This is a genomic window from Candidatus Pelagibacter sp. (genome assembly GCF_052049995.1).
Classification (GTDB): Bacteria; Pseudomonadota; Alphaproteobacteria; order Pelagibacterales; family Pelagibacteraceae; genus Pelagibacter.
This window is the reverse complement of the sequence record NZ_JBNGYX010000007.1, coordinates 1-25,690: the sequence shown is the minus strand read 5'-3', so window position 1 is coordinate 25,690 and position 25,690 is coordinate 1. Positions and strand designations below refer to the sequence as shown.

28 protein-coding genes and 1 tRNA gene are annotated in these 25,690 nt (G+C 28.9%); 24 read left to right on the top strand and 5 right to left on the bottom strand.

Going from position 1 to position 25,690, the window contains the following annotated elements:
* Positions 1-78: 78 nt before the first annotated feature.
* Positions 79-1,212 carry a zinc ABC transporter substrate-binding protein gene (locus ACTT9Y_RS06010; protein WP_440933466.1) on the bottom strand — a complete coding sequence of 378 codons (1,134 nt, stop codon included), beginning with the start codon at positions 1,210-1,212 and terminating at the stop codon, positions 79-81.
* A 71-nt stretch (positions 1,213-1,283) separates the two neighbouring features.
* Here ACTT9Y_RS06010 and ACTT9Y_RS06005 point away from each other — a divergent pair, with 71 nt between their 5' ends.
* From ACTT9Y_RS06005 to ACTT9Y_RS05990, 4 genes are read left to right on the top strand one after another with little or no spacing between them, the layout of a single operon-like run.
* Entirely contained in the window at positions 1,284-2,030 is a 747-nt protein-coding gene (locus ACTT9Y_RS06005; protein ID WP_440933465.1) for an ATP-binding cassette domain-containing protein, read from the top strand.
* Between the two features lies 1 nt (position 2,031).
* Positions 2,032-2,835 carry a metal ABC transporter permease gene (locus ACTT9Y_RS06000; RefSeq protein WP_440933464.1) on the top strand — a complete coding sequence of 268 codons (804 nt, stop codon included), beginning with the start codon at positions 2,032-2,034 and terminating at the stop codon, positions 2,833-2,835.
* A gap of 24 nt (positions 2,836-2,859) precedes the next feature.
* On the top strand, positions 2,860-3,258 hold the full coding sequence (locus ACTT9Y_RS05995; protein ID WP_440933463.1) for a Fur family transcriptional regulator: 399 nt from the start codon (positions 2,860-2,862) through the stop codon (positions 3,256-3,258).
* Positions 3,258-4,256, top strand: a complete 999-nt coding sequence (locus tag ACTT9Y_RS05990) for an Ldh family oxidoreductase (RefSeq protein ID WP_440933462.1) — start codon at positions 3,258-3,260, stop codon at positions 4,254-4,256. The genes ACTT9Y_RS05995 and ACTT9Y_RS05990 overlap by 1 nt, the downstream gene beginning before the upstream one ends.
* On the opposite strand, the gene xth is transcribed toward ACTT9Y_RS05990, so the two are convergent.
* Together xth and ACTT9Y_RS05980 are read right to left on the bottom strand one after the other, a co-directional pair.
* The gene (xth, locus tag ACTT9Y_RS05985; RefSeq protein ID WP_440933461.1) at positions 4,248-5,024 is read right to left on the bottom strand and encodes an exodeoxyribonuclease III; all 777 of its coding nucleotides are present in this window, start codon (positions 5,022-5,024) and stop codon (positions 4,248-4,250) included. The genes ACTT9Y_RS05990 and xth overlap by 9 nt on opposite strands.
* Positions 5,024-5,341 carry a HesB/IscA family protein gene (locus ACTT9Y_RS05980; protein ID WP_023853837.1) on the bottom strand — a complete coding sequence of 106 codons (318 nt, stop codon included), beginning with the start codon at positions 5,339-5,341 and terminating at the stop codon, positions 5,024-5,026. The genes xth and ACTT9Y_RS05980 overlap by 1 nt, the downstream gene beginning before the upstream one ends.
* Before the next feature lie 50 nt (positions 5,342-5,391).
* On the opposite strand from ACTT9Y_RS05980, the gene ACTT9Y_RS05975 reads away from it, so the two are divergent.
* From ACTT9Y_RS05975 to secF, 13 genes are read left to right on the top strand one after another with little or no spacing between them, the layout of a single operon-like run.
* Positions 5,392-6,510: a deoxyguanosinetriphosphate triphosphohydrolase gene (locus ACTT9Y_RS05975; protein WP_440933460.1), complete on the top strand. Its 1,119-nt coding sequence runs from the start codon at positions 5,392-5,394 to the stop codon at positions 6,508-6,510.
* A complete protein-coding gene (gene argS / locus ACTT9Y_RS05970; protein WP_440933459.1) occupies positions 6,507-8,240 on the top strand; it encodes an arginine--tRNA ligase in 1,734 nt (577 codons plus the stop codon). Before ACTT9Y_RS05975 ends, argS begins: the two co-directional genes overlap by 4 nt.
* Positions 8,240-8,500, top strand: a complete 261-nt coding sequence (locus ACTT9Y_RS05965; RefSeq protein WP_440933458.1) for a hypothetical protein — start codon at positions 8,240-8,242, stop codon at positions 8,498-8,500. Before argS ends, ACTT9Y_RS05965 begins: the two co-directional genes overlap by 1 nt.
* Positions 8,493-9,443, top strand: coding sequence for a glycoside hydrolase family 3 N-terminal domain-containing protein (locus tag ACTT9Y_RS05960; RefSeq protein WP_440933457.1), 951 nt, complete (start codon positions 8,493-8,495; stop codon positions 9,441-9,443). Before ACTT9Y_RS05965 ends, ACTT9Y_RS05960 begins: the two co-directional genes overlap by 8 nt.
* 9 nt (positions 9,444-9,452) lie before the next feature.
* Positions 9,453-10,196: a segregation and condensation protein A gene (locus ACTT9Y_RS05955; protein WP_440933456.1), complete on the top strand. Its 744-nt coding sequence runs from the start codon at positions 9,453-9,455 to the stop codon at positions 10,194-10,196.
* Positions 10,189-10,890: an SMC-Scp complex subunit ScpB gene (gene scpB, locus ACTT9Y_RS05950; RefSeq protein ID WP_440933455.1), complete on the top strand. Its 702-nt coding sequence runs from the start codon at positions 10,189-10,191 to the stop codon at positions 10,888-10,890. Before ACTT9Y_RS05955 ends, scpB begins: the two co-directional genes overlap by 8 nt.
* 47 nt (positions 10,891-10,937) lie before the next feature.
* Positions 10,938-11,138, top strand: a complete 201-nt coding sequence (gene tatA, locus ACTT9Y_RS05945; protein WP_023853830.1) for a twin-arginine translocase TatA/TatE family subunit — start codon at positions 10,938-10,940, stop codon at positions 11,136-11,138.
* A 5-nt stretch (positions 11,139-11,143) separates the two neighbouring features.
* Complete coding sequence (tatB, locus tag ACTT9Y_RS05940) at positions 11,144-11,365, top strand: Sec-independent protein translocase protein TatB (RefSeq protein WP_440933454.1); 222 nt, start codon at positions 11,144-11,146, stop codon at positions 11,363-11,365.
* On the top strand, positions 11,355-12,125 hold the full coding sequence (tatC, locus tag ACTT9Y_RS05935; RefSeq protein ID WP_440933453.1) for a twin-arginine translocase subunit TatC: 771 nt from the start codon (positions 11,355-11,357) through the stop codon (positions 12,123-12,125). Before tatB ends, tatC begins: the two co-directional genes overlap by 11 nt.
* A complete protein-coding gene (gene serS / locus ACTT9Y_RS05930) occupies positions 12,118-13,377 on the top strand; it encodes a serine--tRNA ligase (protein ID WP_440933452.1) in 1,260 nt (419 codons plus the stop codon). The genes tatC and serS overlap by 8 nt, the downstream gene beginning before the upstream one ends.
* A 55-nt stretch (positions 13,378-13,432) precedes the next feature.
* Positions 13,433-13,726: a preprotein translocase subunit YajC gene (gene yajC / locus ACTT9Y_RS05925; RefSeq protein ID WP_440933451.1), complete on the top strand. Its 294-nt coding sequence runs from the start codon at positions 13,433-13,435 to the stop codon at positions 13,724-13,726.
* A gap of 14 nt (positions 13,727-13,740) precedes the next feature.
* Positions 13,741-15,294, top strand: a complete 1,554-nt coding sequence (gene secD / locus ACTT9Y_RS05920) for a protein translocase subunit SecD (protein WP_440933450.1) — start codon at positions 13,741-13,743, stop codon at positions 15,292-15,294.
* On the top strand, positions 15,294-16,184 hold the full coding sequence (gene secF, locus ACTT9Y_RS05915; protein WP_440933449.1) for a protein translocase subunit SecF: 891 nt from the start codon (positions 15,294-15,296) through the stop codon (positions 16,182-16,184). The genes secD and secF overlap by 1 nt, the downstream gene beginning before the upstream one ends.
* Before the next feature lies 1 nt (position 16,185).
* Here the strand turns inward: secF and ACTT9Y_RS05910 are convergent, their stop codons facing one another.
* The gene (locus tag ACTT9Y_RS05910; protein WP_440933448.1) at positions 16,186-16,788 is read right to left on the bottom strand and encodes a urate hydroxylase PuuD; all 603 of its coding nucleotides are present in this window, start codon (positions 16,786-16,788) and stop codon (positions 16,186-16,188) included.
* 50 nt (positions 16,789-16,838) lie between these two features.
* Entirely contained in the window at positions 16,839-19,691 is a 2,853-nt protein-coding gene (uvrA, locus tag ACTT9Y_RS05905) for an excinuclease ABC subunit UvrA (RefSeq protein ID WP_440933447.1), read from the bottom strand.
* Positions 19,692-19,779: 88 nt separating this feature from the next.
* Here uvrA and ssb point away from each other — a divergent pair, with 88 nt between their 5' ends.
* The 7 genes from ssb to ACTT9Y_RS05870 form a co-directional block, all read left to right on the top strand.
* Positions 19,780-20,229 carry a single-stranded DNA-binding protein gene (ssb, locus tag ACTT9Y_RS05900; protein WP_440933446.1) on the top strand — a complete coding sequence of 150 codons (450 nt, stop codon included), beginning with the start codon at positions 19,780-19,782 and terminating at the stop codon, positions 20,227-20,229.
* A gap of 5 nt (positions 20,230-20,234) precedes the next feature.
* Positions 20,235-22,814 carry a DNA gyrase subunit A gene (gene gyrA / locus ACTT9Y_RS05895; RefSeq protein ID WP_440933445.1) on the top strand — a complete coding sequence of 860 codons (2,580 nt, stop codon included), beginning with the start codon at positions 20,235-20,237 and terminating at the stop codon, positions 22,812-22,814.
* Positions 22,814-23,308, top strand: a complete 495-nt coding sequence (gene coaD, locus ACTT9Y_RS05890) for a pantetheine-phosphate adenylyltransferase (protein ID WP_440933444.1) — start codon at positions 22,814-22,816, stop codon at positions 23,306-23,308. The genes gyrA and coaD overlap by 1 nt, the downstream gene beginning before the upstream one ends.
* Positions 23,301-23,861: a peptidylprolyl isomerase gene (locus ACTT9Y_RS05885; protein WP_440933443.1), complete on the top strand. Its 561-nt coding sequence runs from the start codon at positions 23,301-23,303 to the stop codon at positions 23,859-23,861. Before coaD ends, ACTT9Y_RS05885 begins: the two co-directional genes overlap by 8 nt.
* Positions 23,862-23,869: 8 nt before the next feature.
* A complete protein-coding gene (tgt, locus tag ACTT9Y_RS05880; RefSeq protein WP_440933442.1) occupies positions 23,870-24,982 on the top strand; it encodes a tRNA guanosine(34) transglycosylase Tgt in 1,113 nt (370 codons plus the stop codon).
* 154 nt (positions 24,983-25,136) lie between these two features.
* Positions 25,137-25,212 (top strand) — tRNA-Lys (locus ACTT9Y_RS05875).
* Between the two features lie 7 nt (positions 25,213-25,219).
* Positions 25,220-25,690: hypothetical protein (locus ACTT9Y_RS05870; RefSeq protein WP_440933441.1), on the top strand; the 471-nt coding region annotated here is incomplete at its 3' end.

The following is a 25,690-nucleotide window of genomic DNA, read 5'->3' as shown; positions in this document are numbered from 1 at the left end:
TGTGAGATTAAATAACAGTAATAATTATTTGTTAATCCGAGAATTTAAAAAAATTCCCGGATTAAACCTAATTTTAAATTAACAACCTTTGAAAGATGCAGACATATTTCTAATTAAATTGAAATATAAGTCTTTTCCTGGGTCTAATGTTGCTCCTAATGGGTCAACTACTCCAGTTTTAATATTCATATCTTTTGCGACAGCTTTAATAATATCAGGGTTAAATTGAGGCTCTGAGAACACACAAGCAACTTTATCGTGTTCAATTATCTCTCTGATTTCTGCTAGTTGTTCTGCTCCAGGCATTACATCTGTATTAACAGTAAAAGCACCTAATATATTTACATTAAATCTTTTCTCAAAATACTGATAAGCATCATGGAATACAATTGAAGCAACACTGCTACTTAAATCAGTCATTACATCAATTGTAAGTTTATCGATTTCTTGTAAAGCTTTAGCTAAATTACTTTTATATTTAGCTTCATTTTTAGGATCATTTTCAATTAAATGTTCTGCCATTTCATTTAACATAGCTTTTGCATTAATTGGGTCCAACCAAATGTGTGGATCAAATTCACCATGCGCATGTCCATCATGATCGTCATGTCCGTGGTCGTCATGATCATCCTCTTTTTTACCATGATCGTCATGGTCGTGATCATCTTCCTTTTTACCATGATCGTCATGGTCGTGATCATCTTCTTTTTTACCATGGTCATCATGTCCATGATCGTCGTGATCATCTTCTTTTTTACCATGGTCATCATGTCCATGATCGTCATGATCATCTTCTTTTTTACCATGGTCATCATGTCCATGATCGTCATGATCATGTTCGTCAAAAATATTTCTCTCTCTAAATTTTAATACCTGTAATCCTTTAGTTTCCATTAATTCAATTTTTTCTGCTTTCTTAGCAATTGAACTCAATGGTTTTTCCAAAAAACTTTCTAGATCTTCACCAACCCAAAATATTAAGTCAGCATTTTGAAGCATTTTTGCGTGTGAAGGTTTCATTGCAAATCCGTGTGGAGAAGCATATCCATCCACTATTAAATCAGGTTTAGCAATACCATCCATTAAGTAACTAGCTAATGAATGAATTGGTTTAATAGAAGCAACTACTTTTATTTCAGCATTTGCTGGTGTAAAGAATGTTAGAATTGATAATATTGAGAATATAAGTGGTATTTTTTTAATATTTTTCATAATAAGTAATTTAATTGGTTGTTATAATATAACGTTATGTAATAATATAACATTTATAAGTCAAGCAATATATGAGCTCAGAAAATAGTACATTAGTAAAATTAAATAACGCTGGTTTTAAACAAAATGATAAATGGCTAGTGGAAGGTGTTTCATTAACTGTTGAAAAAGGGAAAATCGTTACACTTATTGGACCTAATGGCTCTGGAAAAAGTACTACCGCAAAAATTGCATTGGGAATTTACAAAAACATAGAAGGAAGTGTTGAGAAATACACAAATAAAGTTGGATATGTTCCTCAAAAAATATCTATTGATTGGACCTTACCCTTAAGAGTTTATGATTTTATGCGTCTAACTGAAAATATTAAAGATGAGACAATAGATGAAGCACTTACATTAACAGGTGTTATCCATCTTAAGAATAAAAATTTAGGAAATTTGTCAGGTGGTGAATTTCAAAGAGTTTTAATTGCAAGAGCTATTTCAAAAAAACCTGAATTATTAGTTCTTGATGAACCTGTTCAAGGAGTTGATTACACTGGTGAGATTGCTTTGTATGAATTAATAAAAAGAATTTCTGATACACTAAATTGTGGAATTCTATTAATCTCACATGATCTACATACAGTCATGACCGCAACTGATCATGTTGTTTGTTTAAATGGTCATGTATGTTGCTCTGGATCACCAATGGATGTTGCTAAAAACAATGAATATAAATCCTTATTTGGCGAACAAGCATCTCAAATTCTTTCTGTATATGAACATAAACATGACCACGTTCATTCTGATGAGGGAGAAATAAAGAAAAATTAATATGTTTGATGATTTTTTTATAAGAGCATTATTTGCAGGAATAGGAATTGCATTTGTTACAGGACCATTAGGTTGTTTTGTAGTATGGAGAAGATTATCTTATTTTGGTGATACATTAGCTCATTCAGCACTTCTTGGTGTGACAATGGCATATACTTTAGATTTAAATATAGCTATTTCAGTGTTTTTAATTTCTTCAGTAATTGCATTAATTCTAATTCAACTACAGAAAAAAACTAATTTACCTGGAGATGCTTTGCTTGGTCTTTTAGCTCATTCTTCATTAGCTGTTGGATTAGTAGTAATAGGTTTTTTAACATTTATTCGTTTTGATATTATGGGTCTATTATTTGGTGATATATTAGCTGTAACAACTGATGATTTATTGATTATTTGGACTGGAGGAGCTTTAATTTTATTAGTTCTTAAATTGATTTGGAAACCGTTGTTTGCATCTACAGTTAATTATGAATTAGCAGAAGCAGAAGGGTTAAACCCTGATAGAGCAAAAGCTATTTTTACAATTCTTATGGCTGCTGTAATAGCCATATCAATAAAAATGGTAGGGTTATTATTGATCACAGGTATGCTAATTATACCAGCTGCGATGGCTAGAAATATTTCTGATAGCCCTCAAAAGATGGTGTTATTTTCAATTATTGGTGGATTACTGTCTGTTGTATTAGGTTTATATTCTTCCTTAGAATTTAATACATCTTCAGGACCATCTATAATAGCTGCCTCGTTGGTATTATTTATACTGTCTTTATTTAAAATAAAACAATCGATTAAATTGAAAAACTGATAACATATTGATAAGAATTTAAAGATGCAAAAAGAACATAACCTTTCCAAAAATCAAAAAATAATTTTTGACTTAATTGATAAATCTGGTGGACCAATGAAAGCTTATTCAATCCTTTTTAATGTTCAAAAAAAAGGAATTAAAGCGCCACTACAAGTTTACAGAGCATTAGATAAATTAGTTGAAATAGGAAAAATCCATAAGATTGAAAGCAGAAATGCTTTTATAGCTTGTCAAAATTCAAGCTGTCAGATTTCAAAAGCAACAGCTTTTTCAATTTGTGAAAGTTGTGAAAATGTATCTGAAATAAGTAATTCAAAACTATCAAAATATTTATCTAATTTTTCAGATGATTCCGGAATGAAATATAGCAAATACAATTTAGAATTTTTTGGTTTATGTAAAAAATGTAAATCAAAATAATGAGCACAGTTTCATTAACTTTAGACGAAATATTTGAATTAGCTAAAAAAACTCTTTTGGCAAATGGTTGTAATGATGAAACAGCATCAATTTTATCAGACTTGATAAGAAATGCTGAGAGAGATGGTTCTGTATCCCATGGTTTATTCAGGTTACCAGCTTATGTAATAGGCCTTAAAGGTGGAAAGATAAATGGTAAAGGGAAACCCGAAGTAAAAAAAATATCTCCATCTGTAATAAAAGTTGAAGGTAATAATTGTTTAGCACCCGTTGTTTTAAATAAAGGATTGCCTGAATTAGCAAAAGCAGCAAAAGAAAATGGTGTAGCTGTTTTAGCAATAAATAATTCTCATCATATGGCTGCTATGTGGCCTGAAACAGAAAAATTAGCAGAAGATGGTTTAGTTGCCTATGCTTGTACATCTTACAAGCCTGCTGTAGCACCTGCCGGTGCTATAAAGCCATTATTTGGAACAAATCCAATTTCATTTGCTTGGCCACGTCCAGGTAAAACACCAGTTGTTTATGATATGGCAACAGCTTCAATGGCAATGGGTGAAGTTCAAGTTGCTAAAAGAGAAGGGCACAAAGTTCCACTTGGAACTGGATTAACTAAAGATGGTAAAGAAACAACGGATCCAGGCGAAATTGCTGATGGTGGAGTTTTATTACCATTTGGTGGTTATAAGGGATCTGCTATTGCAATGATGGTAGAATTAATGGCAGGTGCATTAGTTGGAGATAATTTTAGTTTTGAAACTGCTGCCAAAGATAATAATGATGGTGGTCCTCCAAGTGGCGGTGAATTCATACTAGCCATTAACCCAGATAAAACTTCAGGTACTAATTGGCAAAAACATGCTGACGAATTTTTTGAAAAAATGAAATCAATGGGTGAAGTAAGATTACCTGGAGAAAGACGTCACAAGAATAGAATGGATACTGGTCCAAGAAATATTAACGAAGAATTAGTAAATAAAATTAAATCTTTAAGCTAAATTAATCTCAATTGGAGTGTGATCAGAAGGTTTTTCTCTTCCACGTGGATCTTTATTAATATTAATATCTTTAATTTGATCAATTATAGAATTTGAAACTAAAAAATGATCAATCCTCATCCCATTATTTTTTTGCCATGCACCTCTCATATAATCCCAAAATGTATATCCTTCTTTATCCTCATGAAAATGTCTGTAGACGTCATTAAAACCAAGATTAATCATTTCTCTAAATTTTTTTCTTATTTCAAGTCGGTATAATGCGTCATCTTCAAAACTTTTAACATTGTAAACATCTTCAGCTGAAGGGATTATATTGAAATCGCCTGCTAGAATAATATTTGAATTTTTTTTAGATAAAGTTTTTAATTGTTTTATTAATTGATCAAGCCAATCTTTTTTATAATCATATTTTTCAGTATCCACAGGATTACCATTAGGGGTATAAATATTTATTAATTGTATATTTTTTTTCTTATGTTCAAATTCTGCTGAAATTATTCTTGATTGTTTTAACTTATCCTTAATTAAATCTGTTTTGACATTTTTTAATTTATTTTTTGAGATGATCGCTACACCATTATAGCTTTTTTGACCAAATACATGACTTTCATAGTCCATTGATGAAAAATCATCATATGGAAAATTAACATCTTCAGTTTTGATTTCCTGCATCATTAAAATATCAGGTTTATATTTTAATAAATAGCTTTTGATATTTTCAATTCTTGCTCTTACCGAGTTTACATTCCAAGATGAAATGAGCATTAAAGTGAGAAAGACACTCCACAACCACATGAAGATTTGGTTTGTGGATTAGATATTTTGAATTGCTCACCTATAAGTTCAGAAACATAATCAACCTCAGATCCTTTAAGCAAATCAGCTGAGGTTTTATCAATTAAAATATTTTGATAATTTAAATCATCATCTTGTTTTGATTTATCAAATGTAAATTCATATTGAAAACCAGAACAACCTCCACCTTTGATAGCGATTCTGAAGAATGATCCTTTGTCTTTTTTTGATAACAAATTATCTATTTGTTTTAACGCTTTATCCGTAAATTTAATTTCTTTAATCATGTCTGAACACTGATATTACTAATATAATACTTAATTATTTAAATTAAAGGATGAAAAAAGACACTTTGTTAGGCGTATTTAAAAGTAAAGGCAGACTTAATAAAGAAGCTAATTCAAAATACAGATCTCCTTTTCAACGCGACAGAGATCGTATAATTCACAGCGCGTCATTTAGAAGATTAAAGCATAAAACCCAAGTATTTGTTAACACAGAAGGGGATCATTTTAGAACCAGGATTACTCATTCAATTGAGGTTGCTCAAATAGCAAGATCAATTGCAAAATATCTAAAATTAAACGAAGATTTAGCTGAAACCTTAAGTCTTGCTCATGATTTAGGTCATACTCCATTTGGCCATGCAGGAGAGGATTCTTTAGATGAATGTATGCAAAATTATGGAGGTTTCGATCACAATCTTCAGACACTAAGAATAGTAATGTTTTTAGAGAATAAATATTTTAAATTTGCTGGATTAAATTTAACTCTTGAAACTTTAGAGGGACTTTTAAAACATAATGGACCAGTAGATGATTTAAGCATGATCAACAAACTAATTGGATCAAAAGTTTTCAAAAATAAGATTAACTTTAATACGTATCCATCATTAGAAGCTCAAATATCAGCAATATCAGATGATATTGCCTATAATAACCATGATATTCAGGATGGAATCAAAGCTAATTTATTTAAGCTTGAAGAATTAGTAGAATTAGATTTTTTCAAAAATATTTACCAAAGATATAAAAACAAAATAAATAAAAAAAATTATAAAATTGCTATTTACCAAATCATAAGAGACTCAATAGATATTATGATAAGAGATTTACTAAGTAATACAGAAAAAAATATTAAAAAATTTAAAATTAAGTCATTAAAAGACGTATCAAAATCAAATCAACTAATAGTTTCTTTTTCAGGTAAAATAGTAAATTCAGAACAAGAAATTAAATCATTTTTAAGACATAGAATGTATGACAATAAATCGGTGCTTAATAAGAATCAAAGAGGCAAAATGATAATTAAGAAATTATTTAAAATAATTAAATCAAATCCTAGAAAATTTCTTACTAAAGAGCAATTGACTAAAGACAAATATAGAGCTATTTCAGATTTTATATCTGGTATGACAGACAGATACGCAATTAACCTTTATAACGATAATAAATGAATATTTTTGAATTATATTTAGATAAAATTAAATCTATTATTGTTGAACTTAGTAAAAAAAATCAACTTATCGTTCCAGAAAGTTTCAATGGTATTAATGCGGAAATACCGCCTCCAAAATTTGATTGTGATATTTCAACTAATGTTGCAATGGTTTTATTTAAACTAAATAAAACCTCTCCAATACAATTAGCAGAAAAACTAGCACATGAAATAAAAAATAGTGATGAACTAATTGAAAACATATCAGTTGCCAAACCTGGTTTTATAAATATTAAATTTAAGCCATCTTTTTGGTCAAACTTTATTAAAGAAATAATTGATAACTCTGAAAAATTTGGAATTAATGAAAAAGAGAAAAAAAATAATTATTTAGTTGAATTTGTATCAGCTAATCCTACAGGACCTTTGCATGTTGGTCATTGTAGAGGAGCTATTTTAGGTGATGTCATATCTAATGTGTTAATATTTAATAAACACAAGGTTACAAAAGAGTATTATGTAAATGATTATGGTAACCAGATTATAAATTTTACAAAATCTGTATACTTTAGAATTAGGGAAGTAAAATTTAACGAAACATTTCCTCAAGATAATCCTGATTTGTATCCAGGAGATTACCTTGTTGATTTTGCAAAAAATATAGTTTCGGATAATTCAGATTTAAATTTTAATGATTATGAGCAAATAAGCGATAAGTTAACAGCTTTATCTATAGAACAGGCGCTACTTTTAATTAAAAATAACCTTAAGAGTTTAGGAATTAACCACGATAATTTTGTTAGTGAAAAAAGTATTGTTTCGAACAACGAAGTAGAGAGTGTAATAAAATTTTTAGAAAAGAATAAATTTGTATACAAAGGAAAAATTAAAGCTCCAGCTGGTGAAGATGATAAAAACTGGGTAGAAAGAGAACAGTTACTTTTTAAATCTACTGATTTTGGCGATGATAAAGATAGAGCATTACAAAAGTCAGATGGAACATGGACTTATTTTGCAAGTGATGTTGCTTATCATAAAAATAAAATAGATCGTAAATTTGATTATTTAATAAATATTCTTGGTGCAGATCATGCTGGTTACATCAAAAGAATTTCATCCTCAGTTGAAGCTCTATCAGGAAAAAAAGATAAATTGATTTGTAAAATTAGTCAGCTTGTAAAATTAATTAAAGATAACAAACCATTTAAGATGTCTAAAAGAAAAGGTGACTACATTACGGTTGATGATTTAATTGAAGAAGTTGGAAAAGATGCAACTAGATTCATCATGCTTAACAGAAGTAGTGATGTGGAATTAGATTTTGATTTTGATGCTGTAAAAGAAAAATCTAAAGATAATCCTTTATATTATGTTCAATATTGTTATGCTAGAATTTCATCTGTCTTTAGACATATTGATAAAGATTTAAATTCAAAAATTGAATTAGATGATTTTAGTTTTGAATACTCAAATGATGAGATCAAAATTTTAAAAAAGATTTCAGAATGGCCAAAATGTATCGATGCAGCTAGTTCAAAATTAGAACCACATAGAGTACCTGTTTATTTATATGATCTTGCTTCAGAATTCCATTCGTATTGGAACCTTGGTAAACAAAACCCAGAAAAAAGATTTATTAATGATCAAAAAACAGTTTCACCAGATAAATTAATTTTTTTAAAAGCAATATCTAACGTTGTAAAATCTGGAATGGACATAGTTGGTGTTGATACACCTGATAAAATGTAATGCTAAAAGAAATTAAGTATTTAATCTTTATTGTTGTAATTGCTTTATTTATTTTTTTGACTGGTAGATATTATTTTTCAGATGAAAATAAAAAAAAATCATACAGATCTTATAAAAACAATGATGAAAAAATTAAAATATATTCAAAAAATTTACCTGTTTTGGAAAATGATACACAAAATGTAATAGAATACGTTAAGCAAACAAATAAAAAAAAGAAAAAAAAGTTTAATTTTTGGAAACTTTTAGAAAATGATTAAGAATAGAAGAGCTTTTATTGTTGGTTTAAAATCATCAATATTATCAAAGAAAGAGATTGCTTTTTTAAGGAAATATAAACCATGGGGAGTTATTTTATTTTCAAGAAACATAAATTCAATTGAACAAACTAAAAAATTAACTGATAAAATAAAAAAGATATTTAAAGACAAAAAATACCCAATATTAATTGATCAAGAAGGTGGACGAGTAAATCGACTAGGTAAAATTATTTCATTTGATAATTTGTCTTCTGAATATTTTGGTAATTTATTCACAAAAGATAAGAAAAAATTTAATATTATTTATAAATTATTTATCGATAAAACTTCGTATTTGCTTAAATCAATTGGTGTTAATATAAATACTGTTCCTGTTTTAGATCTTCGAGTTAAAGGCGCCAGCAACATTATTGGTGATAGGTCTTTTTCAAAAAATAAAAAAAATATCTCTAAAATTGGAGATATTTGCATTGATTATTTTCATGAAAATTCGATTGGAACTGTGATGAAACACATACCAGGGCATGGATTAGCTAAGGTAGATAGTCATAAATTTACTCCTACAGTTACTAAAAACTTAAATTATTTGAATAAAAATGATTTTTTTCCATTCAAGAAAAAACTAAGCTATTTTGCAATGACAGCACATGTAATATATCGAAGCATTGATAGATTAAATACAGCTACACACTCTAAAGAAATTATAAATTTAATTAGAAAAAAAATTGGTTTTAAAAACATTTTAATTTCAGATGATTTATCAATGAAAAGTTTAAAAGACGATTTAAAAACTAATACTATTAAAACGTTTAGTGCAGGTTGTAATCTTGCTCTTCATTGTAATGGTAAATTGTCTGAAATGAAGGTAGTTGGTGATAATTCACCAATGGTAAGTAATTTCATTATAAAAAAAACATCGTTATTTTATAAAATTTTAAGTTAATATCAAAGCATGACTAATTCTGATTCTGCATTATTTAATGTTGATATCAATAACTATAATGGTCCTCTAGATGTACTTTTAGATTTAGCAAAAGCTCAAAAAGTAGATCTTGAAGAGATATCAATTACAAAGCTAGCAGATCAATTTCATGATTATATTACAAAAGAAAAAGATTTAAATTTAGAAATTGCTTCAGAATATTTATTGATGGCAACTTGGTTAGCATATTTGAAATCTAAACTATTACTTCCGGGAACTCCAGAAGAAGAATTTAAAGTTCAAGAAGTTGCTGAAAAATTAAAATTACAATTAAAAAAATTAGAACTAATAAGATTACTTTCTGAACAAATGCTAAAAAGAAAAAGACTGGGTAGAGAAATTCGATCAAGAGGAATGAAAGGAAATATAAGATCTATTTATAGCACAGAGTATAATCTAAGTTTATTTGAACTACTTAAGTCATATTCAACAATTATTATGACCAAAGACTTTCAAAAAATGAATATTCCAAAATTACCAGTCTTTACTGCAGAGGATGGAATTAAAACTATAAGAGAGTTTTTTGGTAAATTAATTGATTGGAAAAAATTAGATGATTTAATTCCCAAAAATTTTAAAAGCGGCTCAAAATTTAAACGTACTGGGAAAGCAGGAATTTTTGCTGGTTCATTAGAATTAGTTAAAGAAGGAAACCTGACAATGAAACAAGATAAATTATTTGATGATATTTATGTGAAGGAAAATAATGATTAAAAAAGAAAAAATTTCAAAAGATAATATCGTTAAATTTCCATCTAAGTTATCTGATTTGGAAAAAGAAATTGAAGCAGTAATTTTTGCTGCTGCTGAACCATTAGATGTTGATACAATCGAAAGCAAAGTTACTAAAAAAGGTAGCGTATCTAAATCATTAGAAAAGTTGCAGCAAGAATACTCTAAACGTGGAATTAATCTAGTTTGCATAAAAGAAAAGTGGTCTTTCAGAACTTCTCCTAACTTGTCAAATATTATGTCACAAGAAAGGACGGTTGAAAAAAAACTTTCTAGAGCTGCAGTTGAGACTTTAGCTATAATTGTTTATCACCAGCCAGTTACTAGAGCGGAGATTGAGGAGATAAGAGGTGTTGCATTTGGAACCAATACTCTTGAAATATTGATGGAGCTTAATTGGGTAAAGCCAGGTGGCCGTAAAGATGTGCCTGGTAGACCAATACAATATGTTACAACTGATGAATTTTTAAGTCATTTTAATCTTCAAAAATTATCTGATTTACCAACGATTGATGAATTAGGTGCTGCTGGATTAATAGACAATTCTAGTGTTGATAATGCAATTTTTGGAACTGGAAAATTCTTCAAAGAAAAACAAGAAGAAAAAAAAGAGGATATTTATTCTAATATTGACGAGATGTTAAACAGCACTCTTGAGACAGAAGAGAAAGATTAACAAAAAAGTAACTTTTAAATTTACCATAAAAAGGTTATAAGTTTTTCATGAGCATAGGAATTTGGCAAATAGCAATCGTAGTTATATTAGTAGTCTTATTATTTGGACGAGGTAAAATCTCTAGTCTGATGGGTGATGTAGCTAAGGGAATTAAAAGTTTCAAAAAAGGAATGGCGTCAGATGTTACTGACGATACAGAGCCAAAAAATATATCCGACGAAAATAAAGACTCAGAAAACAAAGATTAAATCACATGCCTACTATTGGTTGGTTTGAGATATTAATTGTTGTTGGTATCGCAATTGTTGTTCTCGGTCCTAAAGATTTTCCAATCATGTTAAAGAAAGCAGGATCTTGGATAGGGACTGCAAAAAGATATGTGAGCAACATTCAAAATGAAGTTTCTAATTTAGAAATTGATGATGAAAAAATTGATAATGAAATAAAAAAAGAAACAAAAAAAGATGAGCAATGAAGAAAATGAAGGTGGATTTGTTAGCCATCTAACAGAACTAAGAAAAAGATTAATACATAGTTTTATATTTCTAATAATCTTTTTTGTTATTTGTTACGTATTTGCAGAACACATATACGGTTTTTTAGTTGATCCATTTGCTCAAGCTGTAAAAGATGATGGATCTGATAGAAGGCTTATTTTTACCGCCTTACAGGAAACTTTTTTAACTTATATTAAGGTATCTTTTTTCACAGCTTTTTTTGTGACCTGTCCATTTATTCTAATGCAAATATGGAAATTTATTGCACCAGGATTATATAAACATGAAAAAGTTGCCATACTTCCATATCTTGTATTAACACCAATCCTTTTCTTTTTAGGAGGTATGCTTGTTTACTATTTGATAATGCCTCTTGCAATTAAATTCTTTTTGTCATTTGAAAGTACAGGGATGTCTACAAGTCTACCAATTCAATTAGAAGCTAAAGTAAATGAATACTTGTCACTTGTTATGAAGTTAATTTTTGCATTTGGAATAAGTTTCCAACTACCCATAGTCTTAAGTTTATTAGCAAGAATAGGAGTTGTCGACAGTCAATTTTTAAAAGAAAGAAGAAAGTATGTGGTAGTAATTATATTTACTGCTGCTGCATTACTTACACCACCAGATCCAATTACTCAAATAGGTTTAGCAATTCCATTATTAATTTTATATGAATTATCAATATTTTCAGTAAAATTTATAGAAAACAAAAATTTAGAAAAAACTGATGCATAATTTAAAAGAAATTAGAAAGGATTTTTCAAAATTTGAAAAAGATCTTGAAAAACGTTCAGTTAAAATTGATTTTAATAATTTAAAAAAGCTTGATGAGTTAAATAGAGATTTAATTCAAAAGAAAGAAAATTTAGAAAAAGAAAAAAAAGATATTTCAAAATCTAAAGATGAAAGTTTATTCAAAAAATCTAAAGAAATATCTACAGAATTAGAAAAGATTACCGAGCAGCAAAAAAATACTAAAACTGAATTAGATAATATTTTATCAAGTATACCAAATATACCTCATCAAGATGTTCCAAATGGGAAAGATGAAAATGATAATGCAGAAGTTTTAAAAGCTGGAAAAGTTCCTGAGTTTGAATTTAAACCAAAATCTCATTACGAACTTGGTGAAAAATTAGGTATGCTTGATTTTGATCTTGCAACAAAAACCACTGGATCAAGATTTGTATTTGTAAAAAAAGAGTTAGCATTACTAGAACGAGCTTTATCTAACTTTATGTTAGATACTCATATTGTTCAAAATGGTTATCAAGAGATCTCACCTCCATTGATTGCCTCTGATAATACAATGTATGGAACAGGCCAATTACCAAAATTTGAAAACGATCAATTTGAAATAAAATTTGATGAAGGATCAGATAGAAAATTTTTAATTCCAACTGCTGAAGTAATCTTAACAAACATTGTTAAAGATAAAATTGTTGACCAAAAAGATTTACCAATGAGATTTGTTGCTTCAACCCCATGTTTTAGAAAAGAAGCAGGTAGTTATGGAAAAGATACCAAAGGAATGATTAGACAACACCAATTTTATAAAGTTGAGATGGTCAGTATTGTTGAAAAAGAAAATTGTCTTGAAGAATTAGAGCGAATGACAAACTGTGCAACAGATATACTGAATAAGTTAGAATTACCATATAGAAAAGTAATTTTATGTTCGGGTGATATGGGTTTCAGTGCTGAAAAAACCTATGATATTGAAGTGTGGTTACCATCAGAAAACAAGTATCGCGAAATATCATCATGCTCTTCTTGCTCAACATTTCAGGCCCAAAGAATGAAATCAAGATATAAAAATAAAAACAAGGAAACTGTTTTTGTTGGAACATTAAATGGAAGTGGTTTAGCTGTGGGCAGAACTTTAATTGCTGTACTAGAAAACTATCAACAAAAAGATGGTTCGATTATTGTTCCTAAGGTATTGCGACCGTATATGAATAATTTGGAATTGATTTCAGCTAAATAAAGTTGTTTTAATTACATAGATAGTATAAGTATTCACATAATTTATAAGGAGATTTATGGAAGGCTCAGGAATAGGACAATTTATACCGTTAATTTTAATTTTTGTTATTTTTTATTTTTTCTTAATCAGACCACAGCAAAAAAAAGTTAAAGAGCATAAGGCAATGGTTGAAAGTCTAAAAAGAGGTGACAAGGTTATTACTTCTGGTGGAATTACAGGTACAGTGGAGAGACTAATTGATAATGATAAAGTTGAAGTAGAAATTGCTGAAAATGTAAAGGTTGAGATAGTTAAATCAACTGGTATTCAAAGTCTTGTTAATACAAATACTCAAGAAGTTAAAAAATAATTATTTTTAGTTAAGTGCTTTATTTCTCTAAGTTAAGAATTTTATTTATAACTCTTTTTTCAGTTTTATTTATTTTAATAGCTTCATCAAATCTTTTTAAATTTGATGATAATTTTTTTGATAAAAAAATTAATCTAGGATTAGACCTTCAGGGTGGATCATATCTATTACTTGAAATTGATAATGAACCTGTAATTGAACAAAAACTACAAAACTTAACAACAACTATTAGAAATTACTTCAAAGAAAAAAATATTAAAATCAACAACATAAAGATAGAAAATCAAAATATTTTTTTTAATGTAATAGAAAATGATAAGCAATCAATCTTAGATGTTTTTCAGGATGAAAATAGTGATCTTAACCCTTATTACCCAAGATTTAAATCACATCAGTTAGAAATTGAGGATACAGGTTTAAATTTTAAAGTTAATTTTTCAAAACAGGGTTTAATTAAACTTAAAACTTCTTCTCAAGATCAAGCTATAGAAATAGTTAGAAGAAGGGTAGATGAAGTTGGAACTAATGAACCCAATATACTTAAAAGAGGAAATAACCGAATTTTAGTAGAGCTACCTGGATTAGACGATCCGATGAGAATAAAATCATTGCTTGGTAAAACTGCCAACCTTACTTTTCGATTTGTAACGAATGACAAAAATGATCGTTTTGGTGTTGAAAAGTTAAAATTTGAAAATGGTCTAGAAGAGGCCACAGTTAGTAAAAGAATTATAATAAGTGGTGAAAATTTACTTGATGCTCAACCAAAAATGGACACACAAGCTAACCAAACAATTGTTTCATTTACTTTAGATAGAGTAGGCGCAAAAAGGTTTGGTAAGGCAACCTCAACTGGTATTGGAAAACAATTGGCAATTGTTTTAGATGGTAAAATTATTAGCGCACCTGTAGTTAGAGATACGATTGCCAGTGGGTCTGGTCAGATAAGTGGTGGATTTACTTTTCAAACAGCAACTGATCTAGCTTTATTATTAAGATCAGGAGCATTACCAGCTCCATTAGAAATTATTGAAGAAAGAACGGTTGGACCTGATCTTGGACAAGATTCAATTAATGCAGGAATGATTGCCTTAGCAATAGGTTTTATGTTGGTAATAATTTTTATGTTTGTAAAATATAAAATTTTTGGATTAATTACCAATGTAACATTGATAGTTAATTTGTTTATTCTTTTGGGTGTTTTAACTTTATTTGAAGCAACTTTAACATTGCCTGGTATAGCAGGAATTATTCTAACTGTAGGTATGGCAGTTGATGCAAACGTTTTAATTTTTGAGAGGATTAAAGAAGAACTAAAAGACGAGACCAATAACATTTTGGCTTTTGATGGTGGTTATACCAAATCGAGAACAGCAATTTTAGATGCTAATATTACTACATTGTTAGCAGCAATTATTTTGTTTTTCATGGGTTCAGGTCCAGTTAAAGGTTTTGCTGTAACCTTAGGAGTCGGAATATTTACAACACTATTTTCAGTCTATTTTATAGCAAGATTATTCACTAGTATTTATGTATCAAGAAATAAAGATAAGGAAAAATTAATCTAATGATTGCTTTTAATAAATATTATAATCACTTTAATTTACTTTCATCAATTTTAATTGTTGTTTCATTGTTACTGTTAATATTTAAAGGGCTTAATTTTGGTATAGACTTTAAAGGTGGTACATTAATTGAATTAAGAGCTTCAGATTCAAAAATAAATGTTAGTTCATTAAGAGATAGATTTAATCAAATGGACTTAGGAGATGTTTCAGTTAAGAAATTTGGTAATGATACTGATTTTTTAGTGAAATTCGAAAATAAAGATAATAAAAAGAACATTATTGAAGAAATTAAAGCAAACTTAGACAAATCTTTTGGAAACAACTACGATTTTAGAAGAGTTGAAAATGTTGGACCAAAAGTTAGTGCCGAATTATTAAAATCAGGGGTGATAGCAATATCTTTGTCATTAGCATTAATGCTAATTTACATTTGGATTAGATTTGAATGGCAATTTAGTCTAGGGGCAATTCTAGCTTTATTCCATGATGTAATTGTAACACTGGGATTTTTTTCACTATTTAGTTTAGAAATAAACTTATCAATTATAGCAGCTGTTTTAACAATAGTTGGATATTCTATGAATGATACTGTGGTTATATTTGACCGTGTGCGTGAAAATTTAAGAAAATATTCTGATATAAAAATTTTTGAATTAACAAATATTTCTATCAATGAAACTTTATCTAGAACTATAATAACCTCAGCAACTACTTTACTTGCTTTATTAGCAATTTATTTTTTCGGAGGAGAAATATTAAAAGGATTTTCGTTAGCAATGATACTAGGAGTTGTTTTTGGAACTTATTCTTCTATTTATATAGCCAACACTGTATTGGTTAGACTACGAGTTTCTCAAAAAACTGTCCTTAGAGAAGACGATAAAAAATAATTTAATATAAATTTTGAGCTATTACCATCGTAAGTAACATTGGTAATGATAACAAAGTATTTGTTCTTGAGAATAGCATTGCAGTTTTAGCTGACTTGGCTTTTGTTTCAGGATCTGTCTCAATTATTCCTAAAGCTCTTTTTTGATTTGGCCAAATTACAAACCATACATTAAATGCCATTATTATTCCTAACCACATTCCAATTCCAATTGCGGTATGTTTTGGTACACCTGAACCAATGCTTAAAGTCATTGCATCATGAAGATATCCATTAAGAAGAGCAAGAATTAATCCCGAAAGAACAGTTAATGCTGCAGCCCATCTAAAATAAAATAATGCTGCTGGAGCTATTACTTTGCCAATAGCTGGTTTTTGTTCATCTGGAATTTTACCCATATTTGGAATTTGAACAAAATTGAAATACCAAAGTAATCCAATCCACATAATTGCAACAATTACATGTATATATCTAAACAACCAGCTCCAGAATAATGTATCAATAGCTATTCCATCGTTTAAATAAAATAATCCTAAAAACAATATTATTGCTAACGCAAGTGATGTGTGAATTGTTTTTGATAATGATGACAATAAATTACTCATGATTCTGTATAATTATACACTAATTTTTTGATATTTTTAAGTTGTTAAATTTAAGCTAATAGAGGTTTTAAAAATTGACCGGTATAACTTTCCTTAACTTTGCTTACTTCTTCAGGTTTTCCTTCGGCGACAATATTTCCACCTTTCACGCCACCCTCAGGCCCCATATCCACAATGTAGTCTGCTGTTTTAATTACATCTAAATTATGTTCAATAACAACTACTGTGTTCCCAAGTTTTACAAATGTATGAAGTATTTCTAAAAGTTTTTTAATATCATGTTGATGCAAACCTGTGGTTGGTTCATCTAAAATATACATAGTTCTTCCTGTTGATCTTTTTGAAAGTTCTTTTGCAAGCTTAATTCGTTGTGCTTCACCTCCAGATAGCGTAGTTGCTTGCTGACCAATTTTTATATAACCTAATCCAACTTTTTTAAGAGTTAATAATTTTGTTTTTATATTAGATATATTTTCAAAATAATCACACCCTTCATCAACTGACATATCTAAAACATCTGCGATACTTTTGCCTTTGAATTTAATTTCTAAAGTTTCTCTATTGTATCTTGTACCCTTACATTCATCACACTGTATATAAACATCAGGTAAAAAATGCATTTCATAAGTGATTACACCATCACCCTCACATGCTTCACATCTGCCTCCTTTAACATTAAAAGAAAATCTTCCTGGTTTATATCCTCTTGTTTTGGACTCTGGTAGGCTTGTAAACCAATCTCTAATAGGCCCAAAGGCTCCAGTATATGTTGCAGGATTTGATCTAGGTGTTCTCCCAATTGGAGACTGGTCAATATCAATTATTTTATCAATCAATTCTACACCTTTATATCCTTTAAATGATTTAGGTGCTTTTCTTGCTTTATTATTTAAAGTTAAATTTAAAGCATGAAATAGAGTTTGCAATATTAGAGTAGATTTACCACTTCCTGAAACACCAGTAACACAGGTAAAAGTTCCAGTTGGAATTTTAAGATTTACATTATTTAGATTATTTCCACTTGCGCCATTGATTTCTACAAACCTTCCATTTTTAGCTAAACGTCGAGTTTTAGGAATTTCAATTGTTTTTTTATTAGCAAGATACTGCCCAGTAATACTATTTTTATCTTTTTTAATTTCATCATATGATCCTTGAGCTGTTATCTCGCCGCCATTACTTCCAGCTTCAGGGCCGAGATCAATAATATGATCCGCATTTTCCATTGTTTCGGTATCATGCTCTACAACAATAACAGTATTACCAAGATCTCGTAATCTTTTTAGTGCATTAATCAGTTTAACATTATCTTTTTGGTGTAATCCAATTGAAGGTTCATCCAAAACATATAAAACACCTGTTAAACCAGATCCAATTTGTGAAGCTAATCTTATTCTTTGAGCTTCACCACCTGACAAAGTTCCAGACTCTCTAGACAATGTTAAATAATCTAGACCAACATTTAATAGAAAGTTTAATCTTTCGTTTATTTCTTTTAAAACATGTTCAGCAATTTTAAATTGTCTTTTATCAAGATTATTTTCTAAATTTTTAAACCATTCTGCCGCATCTAAAATAGATTTTTTTGTTACTTCACTAATATTAAGATCATTTATTTTTACACATAAGGCTTCTTCTTTTAATCTATCACCATTACAGGCTTCACAAGCTGTGTCTGATTGATATTCAGCTATTGCCTCTCTTTTCCATTCACTATCAGACTCTAGAAATCTTCGTTCAAGATTATTAATTACACCTTCAAAAGTTTTTTTATAAGAATATTTCTCGTAACCATCGTCATAATTAAATTTAATCTCATCTTCATCAGAACCATAAAGAATAATATCTTTAATTTTTTTTGGTAATTTTTTCCATTTTTCATCTAAAGAAAAACCATAATGTTTAGCTAAAGATGCTAAAGTTTGTGCATAATATAGTGTGGTTGATTTTGACCAAGGTTCAATAGCTCCATCTGCTAAACTTTTTCTTTCATCAGGGACGACTAAGTTTGGATCAACATTTAATTTCATTCCAATCCCCTCACACTCTTCACACGCTCCATAGGGACTATTAAACGAAAAAAGTCTCGGCTCAATTTCCTCAATTGTAAAACCACTCTCAGGACATGCAAACTTTGTAGAGTAAATTAATTTTTCAATTTTTCTAAATTTTTGAGGAAGTGTTTCATCTTCATATTCTACAAAAACTAAACCGTTAGCTAAATTTATAGCTGTTTCAATGCTTTCAGCTAACCTGTTACCAAGTTTTGAATTTAAAACTATTCTATCGACTAAGACTGAAATATCATGTTTAAGTTTTTTATCTAAATTGGGGGATTTTTCTATATCATATAAAACATTATCAATTTTAATTTTTCTAAATCCTCTTCTCTTGTAACTTAAAATATCTTTTTTATATTCACCTTTACGTCCTCTTACCACTGGAGCATAAATATATATTGTTGATTTTTTTGGTAATTTTTTAATTAAATCTACTATTTGAGTAATTGTTTGTGAGGTTATTGGTTTACCTGTAAATGGTGAGTAGGGTATACCTGCCCTAGCATATAAGACCCTCATGTAATCATATATTTCTGTTACAGTTGCAACAGTAGATCTTGGGTTTTTTGAGGTATTTTTTTGCTCGATTGCAATAGCTGGACTTAATCCTTCTATTAAATCAACATTTGGTTTCTTCATTTTATCTAAAAATTGACGTGCATAGGCAGATAAACTTTCCACATATCTTCTTTGACCCTCTGCGTAGATAGTATCAAAAGCTAAAGATGATTTTCCTGACCCTGATAGACCTGTTATGACCACAAATTTGTCTTTTGGAATCTCTACAGTAACATTCTTCAAATTATGTTCTTTAGCGCCCTTAATAACTATCTTTTTCATCATAATTTTAGTTGCTTTGAGTTAATAAAATTAATATTCAGAAGAATTGTGATATAATTCTAATTAACTAATTTAACAAATATTAAATATTATGGCTGGAAGTTTAAATAAAGTATTATTAATTGGTCGTTTGGGCGCAGATCCTGAAATTAAACAAATGGCAAATGGCAAAAGTGTAGCCAGATTAAGTCTTGCAACAAGTCAATCCTGGAAAGATAAAAACACTGGCGAAAGGAAAGAAAAAACTGAGTGGCACCGTGTAGTTGTATTTAATGAAGGTCTAGTAAATGTAGTTCAGCAATATTTAAAAAAAGGTGCTCAAGTATATGTTGAGGGACAACTTACAACAAGAAAATGGAAAGATGAACAATCTGGACAAGATAAATACTCAACTGAAATAGTTATACAAGGATATAACTCTTCACTTACAATGTTAGGTGGAAGTAATTCTAGTGGTGGAATTCAAAACGACACATCTCAACAAAACAACATTGAGGATTCTTCACAGGTGTCAGATATGGATGATGAAATTCCATTTTAATATCTATGAAAAATACAGAAGAGTTTAAAGATAAAAATATAAAATTAATCTCAATGCATGATGAGATGAGCTCATCATATCTTTCATATGCAATGAGTGTAATTGTGAGTCGTGCACTTCCTGATGTAAGGGATGGATTAAAACCTGTTCATAGAAGAATTTTATATGCAATGTATAAAGGTGGATATGATTGGTCAAAACAATTTAGAAAATCTGCAAGAATAGTTGGAGACGTTATTGGTAAATATCACCCTCATGGTGATCAATCTGTTTATGATGCTTTAGTTAGAATGGTTCAAGATTTCTCTATGAGCTTACCACTAATTCAAGGTCAAGGAAATTTTGGCTCTATAGATGGTGATCCTGCTGCTGCAATGAGGTATACCGAAACTCGTTTGTCAAAAGTTTCTCAATATTTGATTGATGATATTGAGAAAAATACAATTACTTTCAAAAGTAATTACGATGAAACCGAAAAAGAACCTAGTGTTTTACCAGCACAGTTTCCAAATTTATTAGTAAATGGAGCTGGTGGCATTGCTGTTGGTATGGCAACCAGTATACCTCCTCATAACTTAGGTGAAATTATAGATGGTGCCTTGGCCTTAATTGAGAACAAAGATATTAAGATTAGAGAGTTAATGAAACATATACCTGGTCCAGATTTTCCAACCGGTGGTGTAATTATAGGTAAAGATATAATTAAACAAGGATATAATAATGGAAGAGGCTCCTTTAAGATTCGAGGCGAAATCTCAATTGAACAACAAAAAAATGGACGTGAAAGATTGGTAATAACTTCTATACCTTATCAAGTTAATAAATCTGTTTTAAATGAAAGAATTGCTCAATTAGTAAGAGAGAAAAAAATTGAAGGAATAAGAGATATTAGAGACGAGTCAAACAGAGAAGGTATAAGAGTTGCTATAGATTTAAGAAATGGTGTTGAGCCTGAAACAATAAAGAGACAATTATATAAAAATACTCAAATAGAAAGTTCTTTTGGTTTTAATACTTTAGCTATTGTTGATGGAAAACCACAAACTTGCACACTAAAAGATTTTTTATCTAATTTTTTAACTTTTAGAGAAGATGTTGTAATTAAAAAAACTAAATATGATCTTCAAAAAGCTGAGGAACGTGCTCATATATTAATAGGATTATCTGTTTCAGTTGAAAATTTAGATAAAATAATAAAAATTATTCGATCATCCAAAACACCTGATGATGCTAAAATATCAATTCTAAAAACCAAATGGAAAATAAATAAATCTCAAAAATTAATCTCTTTAGTAGAGGGAAAAAAAGGTAGAAACCTTTATTCTTTATCAGAACCACAAGTTATAGCTATTTTAGAATTAAGACTTCAAAAATTAACTGCATTAGGAATAAATGAAATCGAAGTTGAAATAAAAAAACTAGCTGAACTAATCGCTAAATATAAAAAGATAATTTCATCAAAAAAAGAACTTTTAAAAGTAATTAGCGAAGAATTAAAAAATATTAAAGAGAAATTTGCTATTCCAAGAAGAACTAAAATTATAGATGCAGTTTTAAATTATGATATTGAAGAAACCATTCAAAAACAATCAGTAATAATTACAGTTACATTACAAGGATACATAAAAAGAGGTTCCTTAGATGGAGTGAAAAAACAAAAAAGAGGTGGTAAGGGAAAATCAGGCATAACAACTAGAGATCAAGACTCCGTTGTTCAAACATTATCTGTAAATACTCATACTTCGGTACTTTTCTTTTCTACCGAGGGTTTAGTTTACAAGATCAAAGCATGGAAAATACCAGAGGGATCATCTTCATCAAAAGGAAAATCTTTATTTAATATTTTACCTTTGAAAAGTCATCAAGCAATAAGCTCAATTATGCCAATGCCTGAGGAAGAAACTGATTTAAAAAATTATCAAATTATTTTTGCTACAGCACAAGGTAAAGTAAGAAAAAATAGTTTAGAAGATTTTTCATCAATTAATGCATCGGGAAAAATTGCAATGAAATTGGATAGTAATGATAAAATTGTAGGTGTTAAAATTTGTAAAGATAATCAAGATATAATTTTAAGTACAAAATTTGGAAAATGCATTAGATTTGAGGCAAAGAAGTTAAGAGTTTTTAAGGGTAGATCATCTAAAGGAATTAAAGGAATAGAGTTAGCACCAAATGATCAGATAGTATCTTTGTCAGTTATTGATAATGATAAAATTAATAAAAATGGCAAAAAATCAAAAGAAGAAAAATCTGAATTAAAAGCTAAAGAAAAATTTGTTTTATCAATAAGTGAAAACGGTTATGGTAAAAAGACTTCTCATGTAGATTACAGAGTTACTAATAGAGGTGGTAAAGGAATTATAGGAATAGTAAATTCACCAAGAAATGGAAATATTACTTCATCCTTTCCTGTTTTTGAGGGTGATGAAATTTTAATCTCTACTAACAAAGGTAGGGTTATAAGGGTTGCTGTTAAAGAAATTAGAACCGCAGGCAGAAATACTCAAGGAGTTAGAATAATTAAGTTATCAGGAGAAGAAAAAGTTGTTTCAGCTATTAAAATTGATGATAATTTAATTTAATGAGTAAAATTGCAATTTATCCTGGAACATTTGATCCAATTACTTTTGGACACATAGATGTAATAAAAAAATCATTAAAATTATTTGATAAAATTGTAGTAGGTGTTTCTGACGAAAGTAATAAAAATTATCTATTCAGCTCTGGTGAAAGAATAGAAATAGTTAATAAAGCTTTATTTAAAGATTTAAGATTAAATAGAAAAAAAATAAAAGTAGTTTCTTTTGGCTCATTAACCACTGATTTATGTAAAAAATATAAATCAAACATTATTTTAAGAGGATTAAGAGCTGTATCTGATTTTGAATATGAATTTCAATTAGCTGGAATGAATAGAAAATTGAACCAAAATATTGAAACAATTTTTTTAATGTCTGATGTAGAAAATCAAATTATTTCATCTAAATTTGTGAAAGAGATTGTTAAATTAAAAGGAGATATTAAAAAATTTACTACCAAAAGTACAATCAAGTCTTTAAAAGAGAAATATGAATAAAATTTTTATTAAAATAATTATTTTGTTTTTATTTATTACCAATCAATTAATAGCTGAGGAGAATATAATGATATTAAAATTAAAAGATGGCGACGTTAAAATTGAATTATTTGAAGATGTTGCACCAAATCATGTAAAAAGAATTAAGGAATTAGCAAATAGCGGTAAATACGATAATGTTGTTTTTCACAGAGTTATTGATGGATTTATGGCCCAAACAGGAGATGTAAAATTTGGAAATTCAGAATCAAAAGATTTTGATCTAAGAAGAGCTGGTATGGGTGGTTCAGATTTCCCAGATTTAGAACAAGAATTTAATAGTCTACCACATGATAGAGGAACTTTATCAATGGCAAGAGCTCAGGATCCAAATAGCGCAAATAGTCAATTTTTTATTTGTTTTCAGTCAGCTCCTTTTTTAGATCGACAATATACAGTTTTTGGAAAAGTTATAGAGGGAATGGAATTTGTTGATAAAATAAAAAGAGGTGATCAAAATAATAACGGTGCCGTAAACGATCCAGATAAAATTATTAGTTTTAAATCTCAATAATTTTTTTAATGGCATTAAAAAAGTTTGCCTTTAGTGTTCTAAAAAAAGATAAATTTGCTAGGTGTGGTTTAATCGAAACACATCGTGGTAATATACAAACTCCAGCTTTTATGCCTGTAGGAACACAGGCAACTGTAAAAGCTTGCACTATAGATGATATTAAAAAAACAGGTTCTGAAATAATCCTCTCAAATACTTATCATTTAATGATACGCCCTGGTGTTGAAAGAATTGAATCTGCTGGTGGACTTCATAATTTTATGAATTGTGATTTACCTATACTAACTGACTCTGGTGGTTTTCAAGTAATGTCTCTATCAAAATTAAATAAAATTGATAGGGAGAAGGGGGCTATTTTTAACTCACACGTTGACGGTAAAAAATTTTATTTAAGTCCAGAGGAGAGTATAAGAATACAATTAGGTTTAAATTCAGATATCGTCATGATTATGGATGAATGCCCCAAGAAAACTAATGATTATAATCTAATCAAAAAATCAATGGATTTATCACTTTACTGGGCTGAAAGATCTAAACTAGCTTTTGGGAGCAATCCTCATAAAGCTTTATTTGGAATTGTTCAAGGAGGTCTATTTAAAGATTTAAGACTCAAATCACTTGAGGAATTAGTTAAAATTGGTTTCGATGGTTATGCTATTGGAGGATTAGCAGTTGGTGAGACACAAATTGAAATGTTTAATGTTTTAGATGACATCAAAGAATATTTACCTATCGACAAACCTCACTATTTAATGGGTGTTGGAACACCATCAGATATCTTAGGTGCAGTCAAAAGAGGTATAGATATGTTTGATTGTGTGTTACCTACCAGATCTGGAAGGACAGGTTTAGCTTTTACATGGAATGGAAGGGTAAATATTAAAAATAATAAGTATCAAAATGATAATACGCCACTTGATCCAAATTGTGAAAATCTTAATTTAAATAAATATTCAAAAAATTATCTAAATCATTTATTTAATACTAATGAAATATTAGCTTCAATGCTATTGACGCTTCATAATATTAATTTTTATCAAGAATTAATGTCACAAATTAGAAAAAATATTTATTCTGGGACTTTTGATGATTTTCATAATAAATACATAGATAAGTTGTAGTTAGAGTAACTGTGCCATTTTGTATGAATAATCATGTCAAATTCCTTAATTTAACAACCTTAATTAATCAAAACTTTTAAATTCAACGAATTGAAAAAAAAAAAATTATCTGTATATACACAATATTCGTTTAAAAAAAATGAATCAATTTTGTGGGCCGTTAGCTCAGTTGGTAGAGCAATTCCCTTTTAAGGAATGGGTCGATGGTTCGAGTCCATCACGGCTCACCATAATCGTATGTTTAATAACGATAATCTAAAACTTAAATTTAAATCATTTTTAAAAATTTATAATTCACGTCCAATTAAGGATAATACTAGTGGAATGAGAATTGATCATTGTTTTGCGGTTTATTGTTTACTAAAAAAAATTAAACCAACAAATGTAATTGAATCTGGTGTTTGGAGAGGTCAAACTACATGGTTGATAAGAAATACATTAAAGAAAACTAATATTTTTTCAATTGACATTGATTTGTCCAATAGAAAAATAATTTATGATGATGTTAGTTACTATGATAAAGATATTTCAAAAATAAATTGGCATAAGTTAAATAAAAGTAAAACATTAATTATTTTTGATGACCATGTATGTTTTTCAAAAAGAATTGGTTTTTTATTAAAAAATAATTTTAAACATATAATTTTTGATGATAATCTACCTAATGGTCTTTCACCTTATTATACACAAGGTGAAAGACCATTAGGT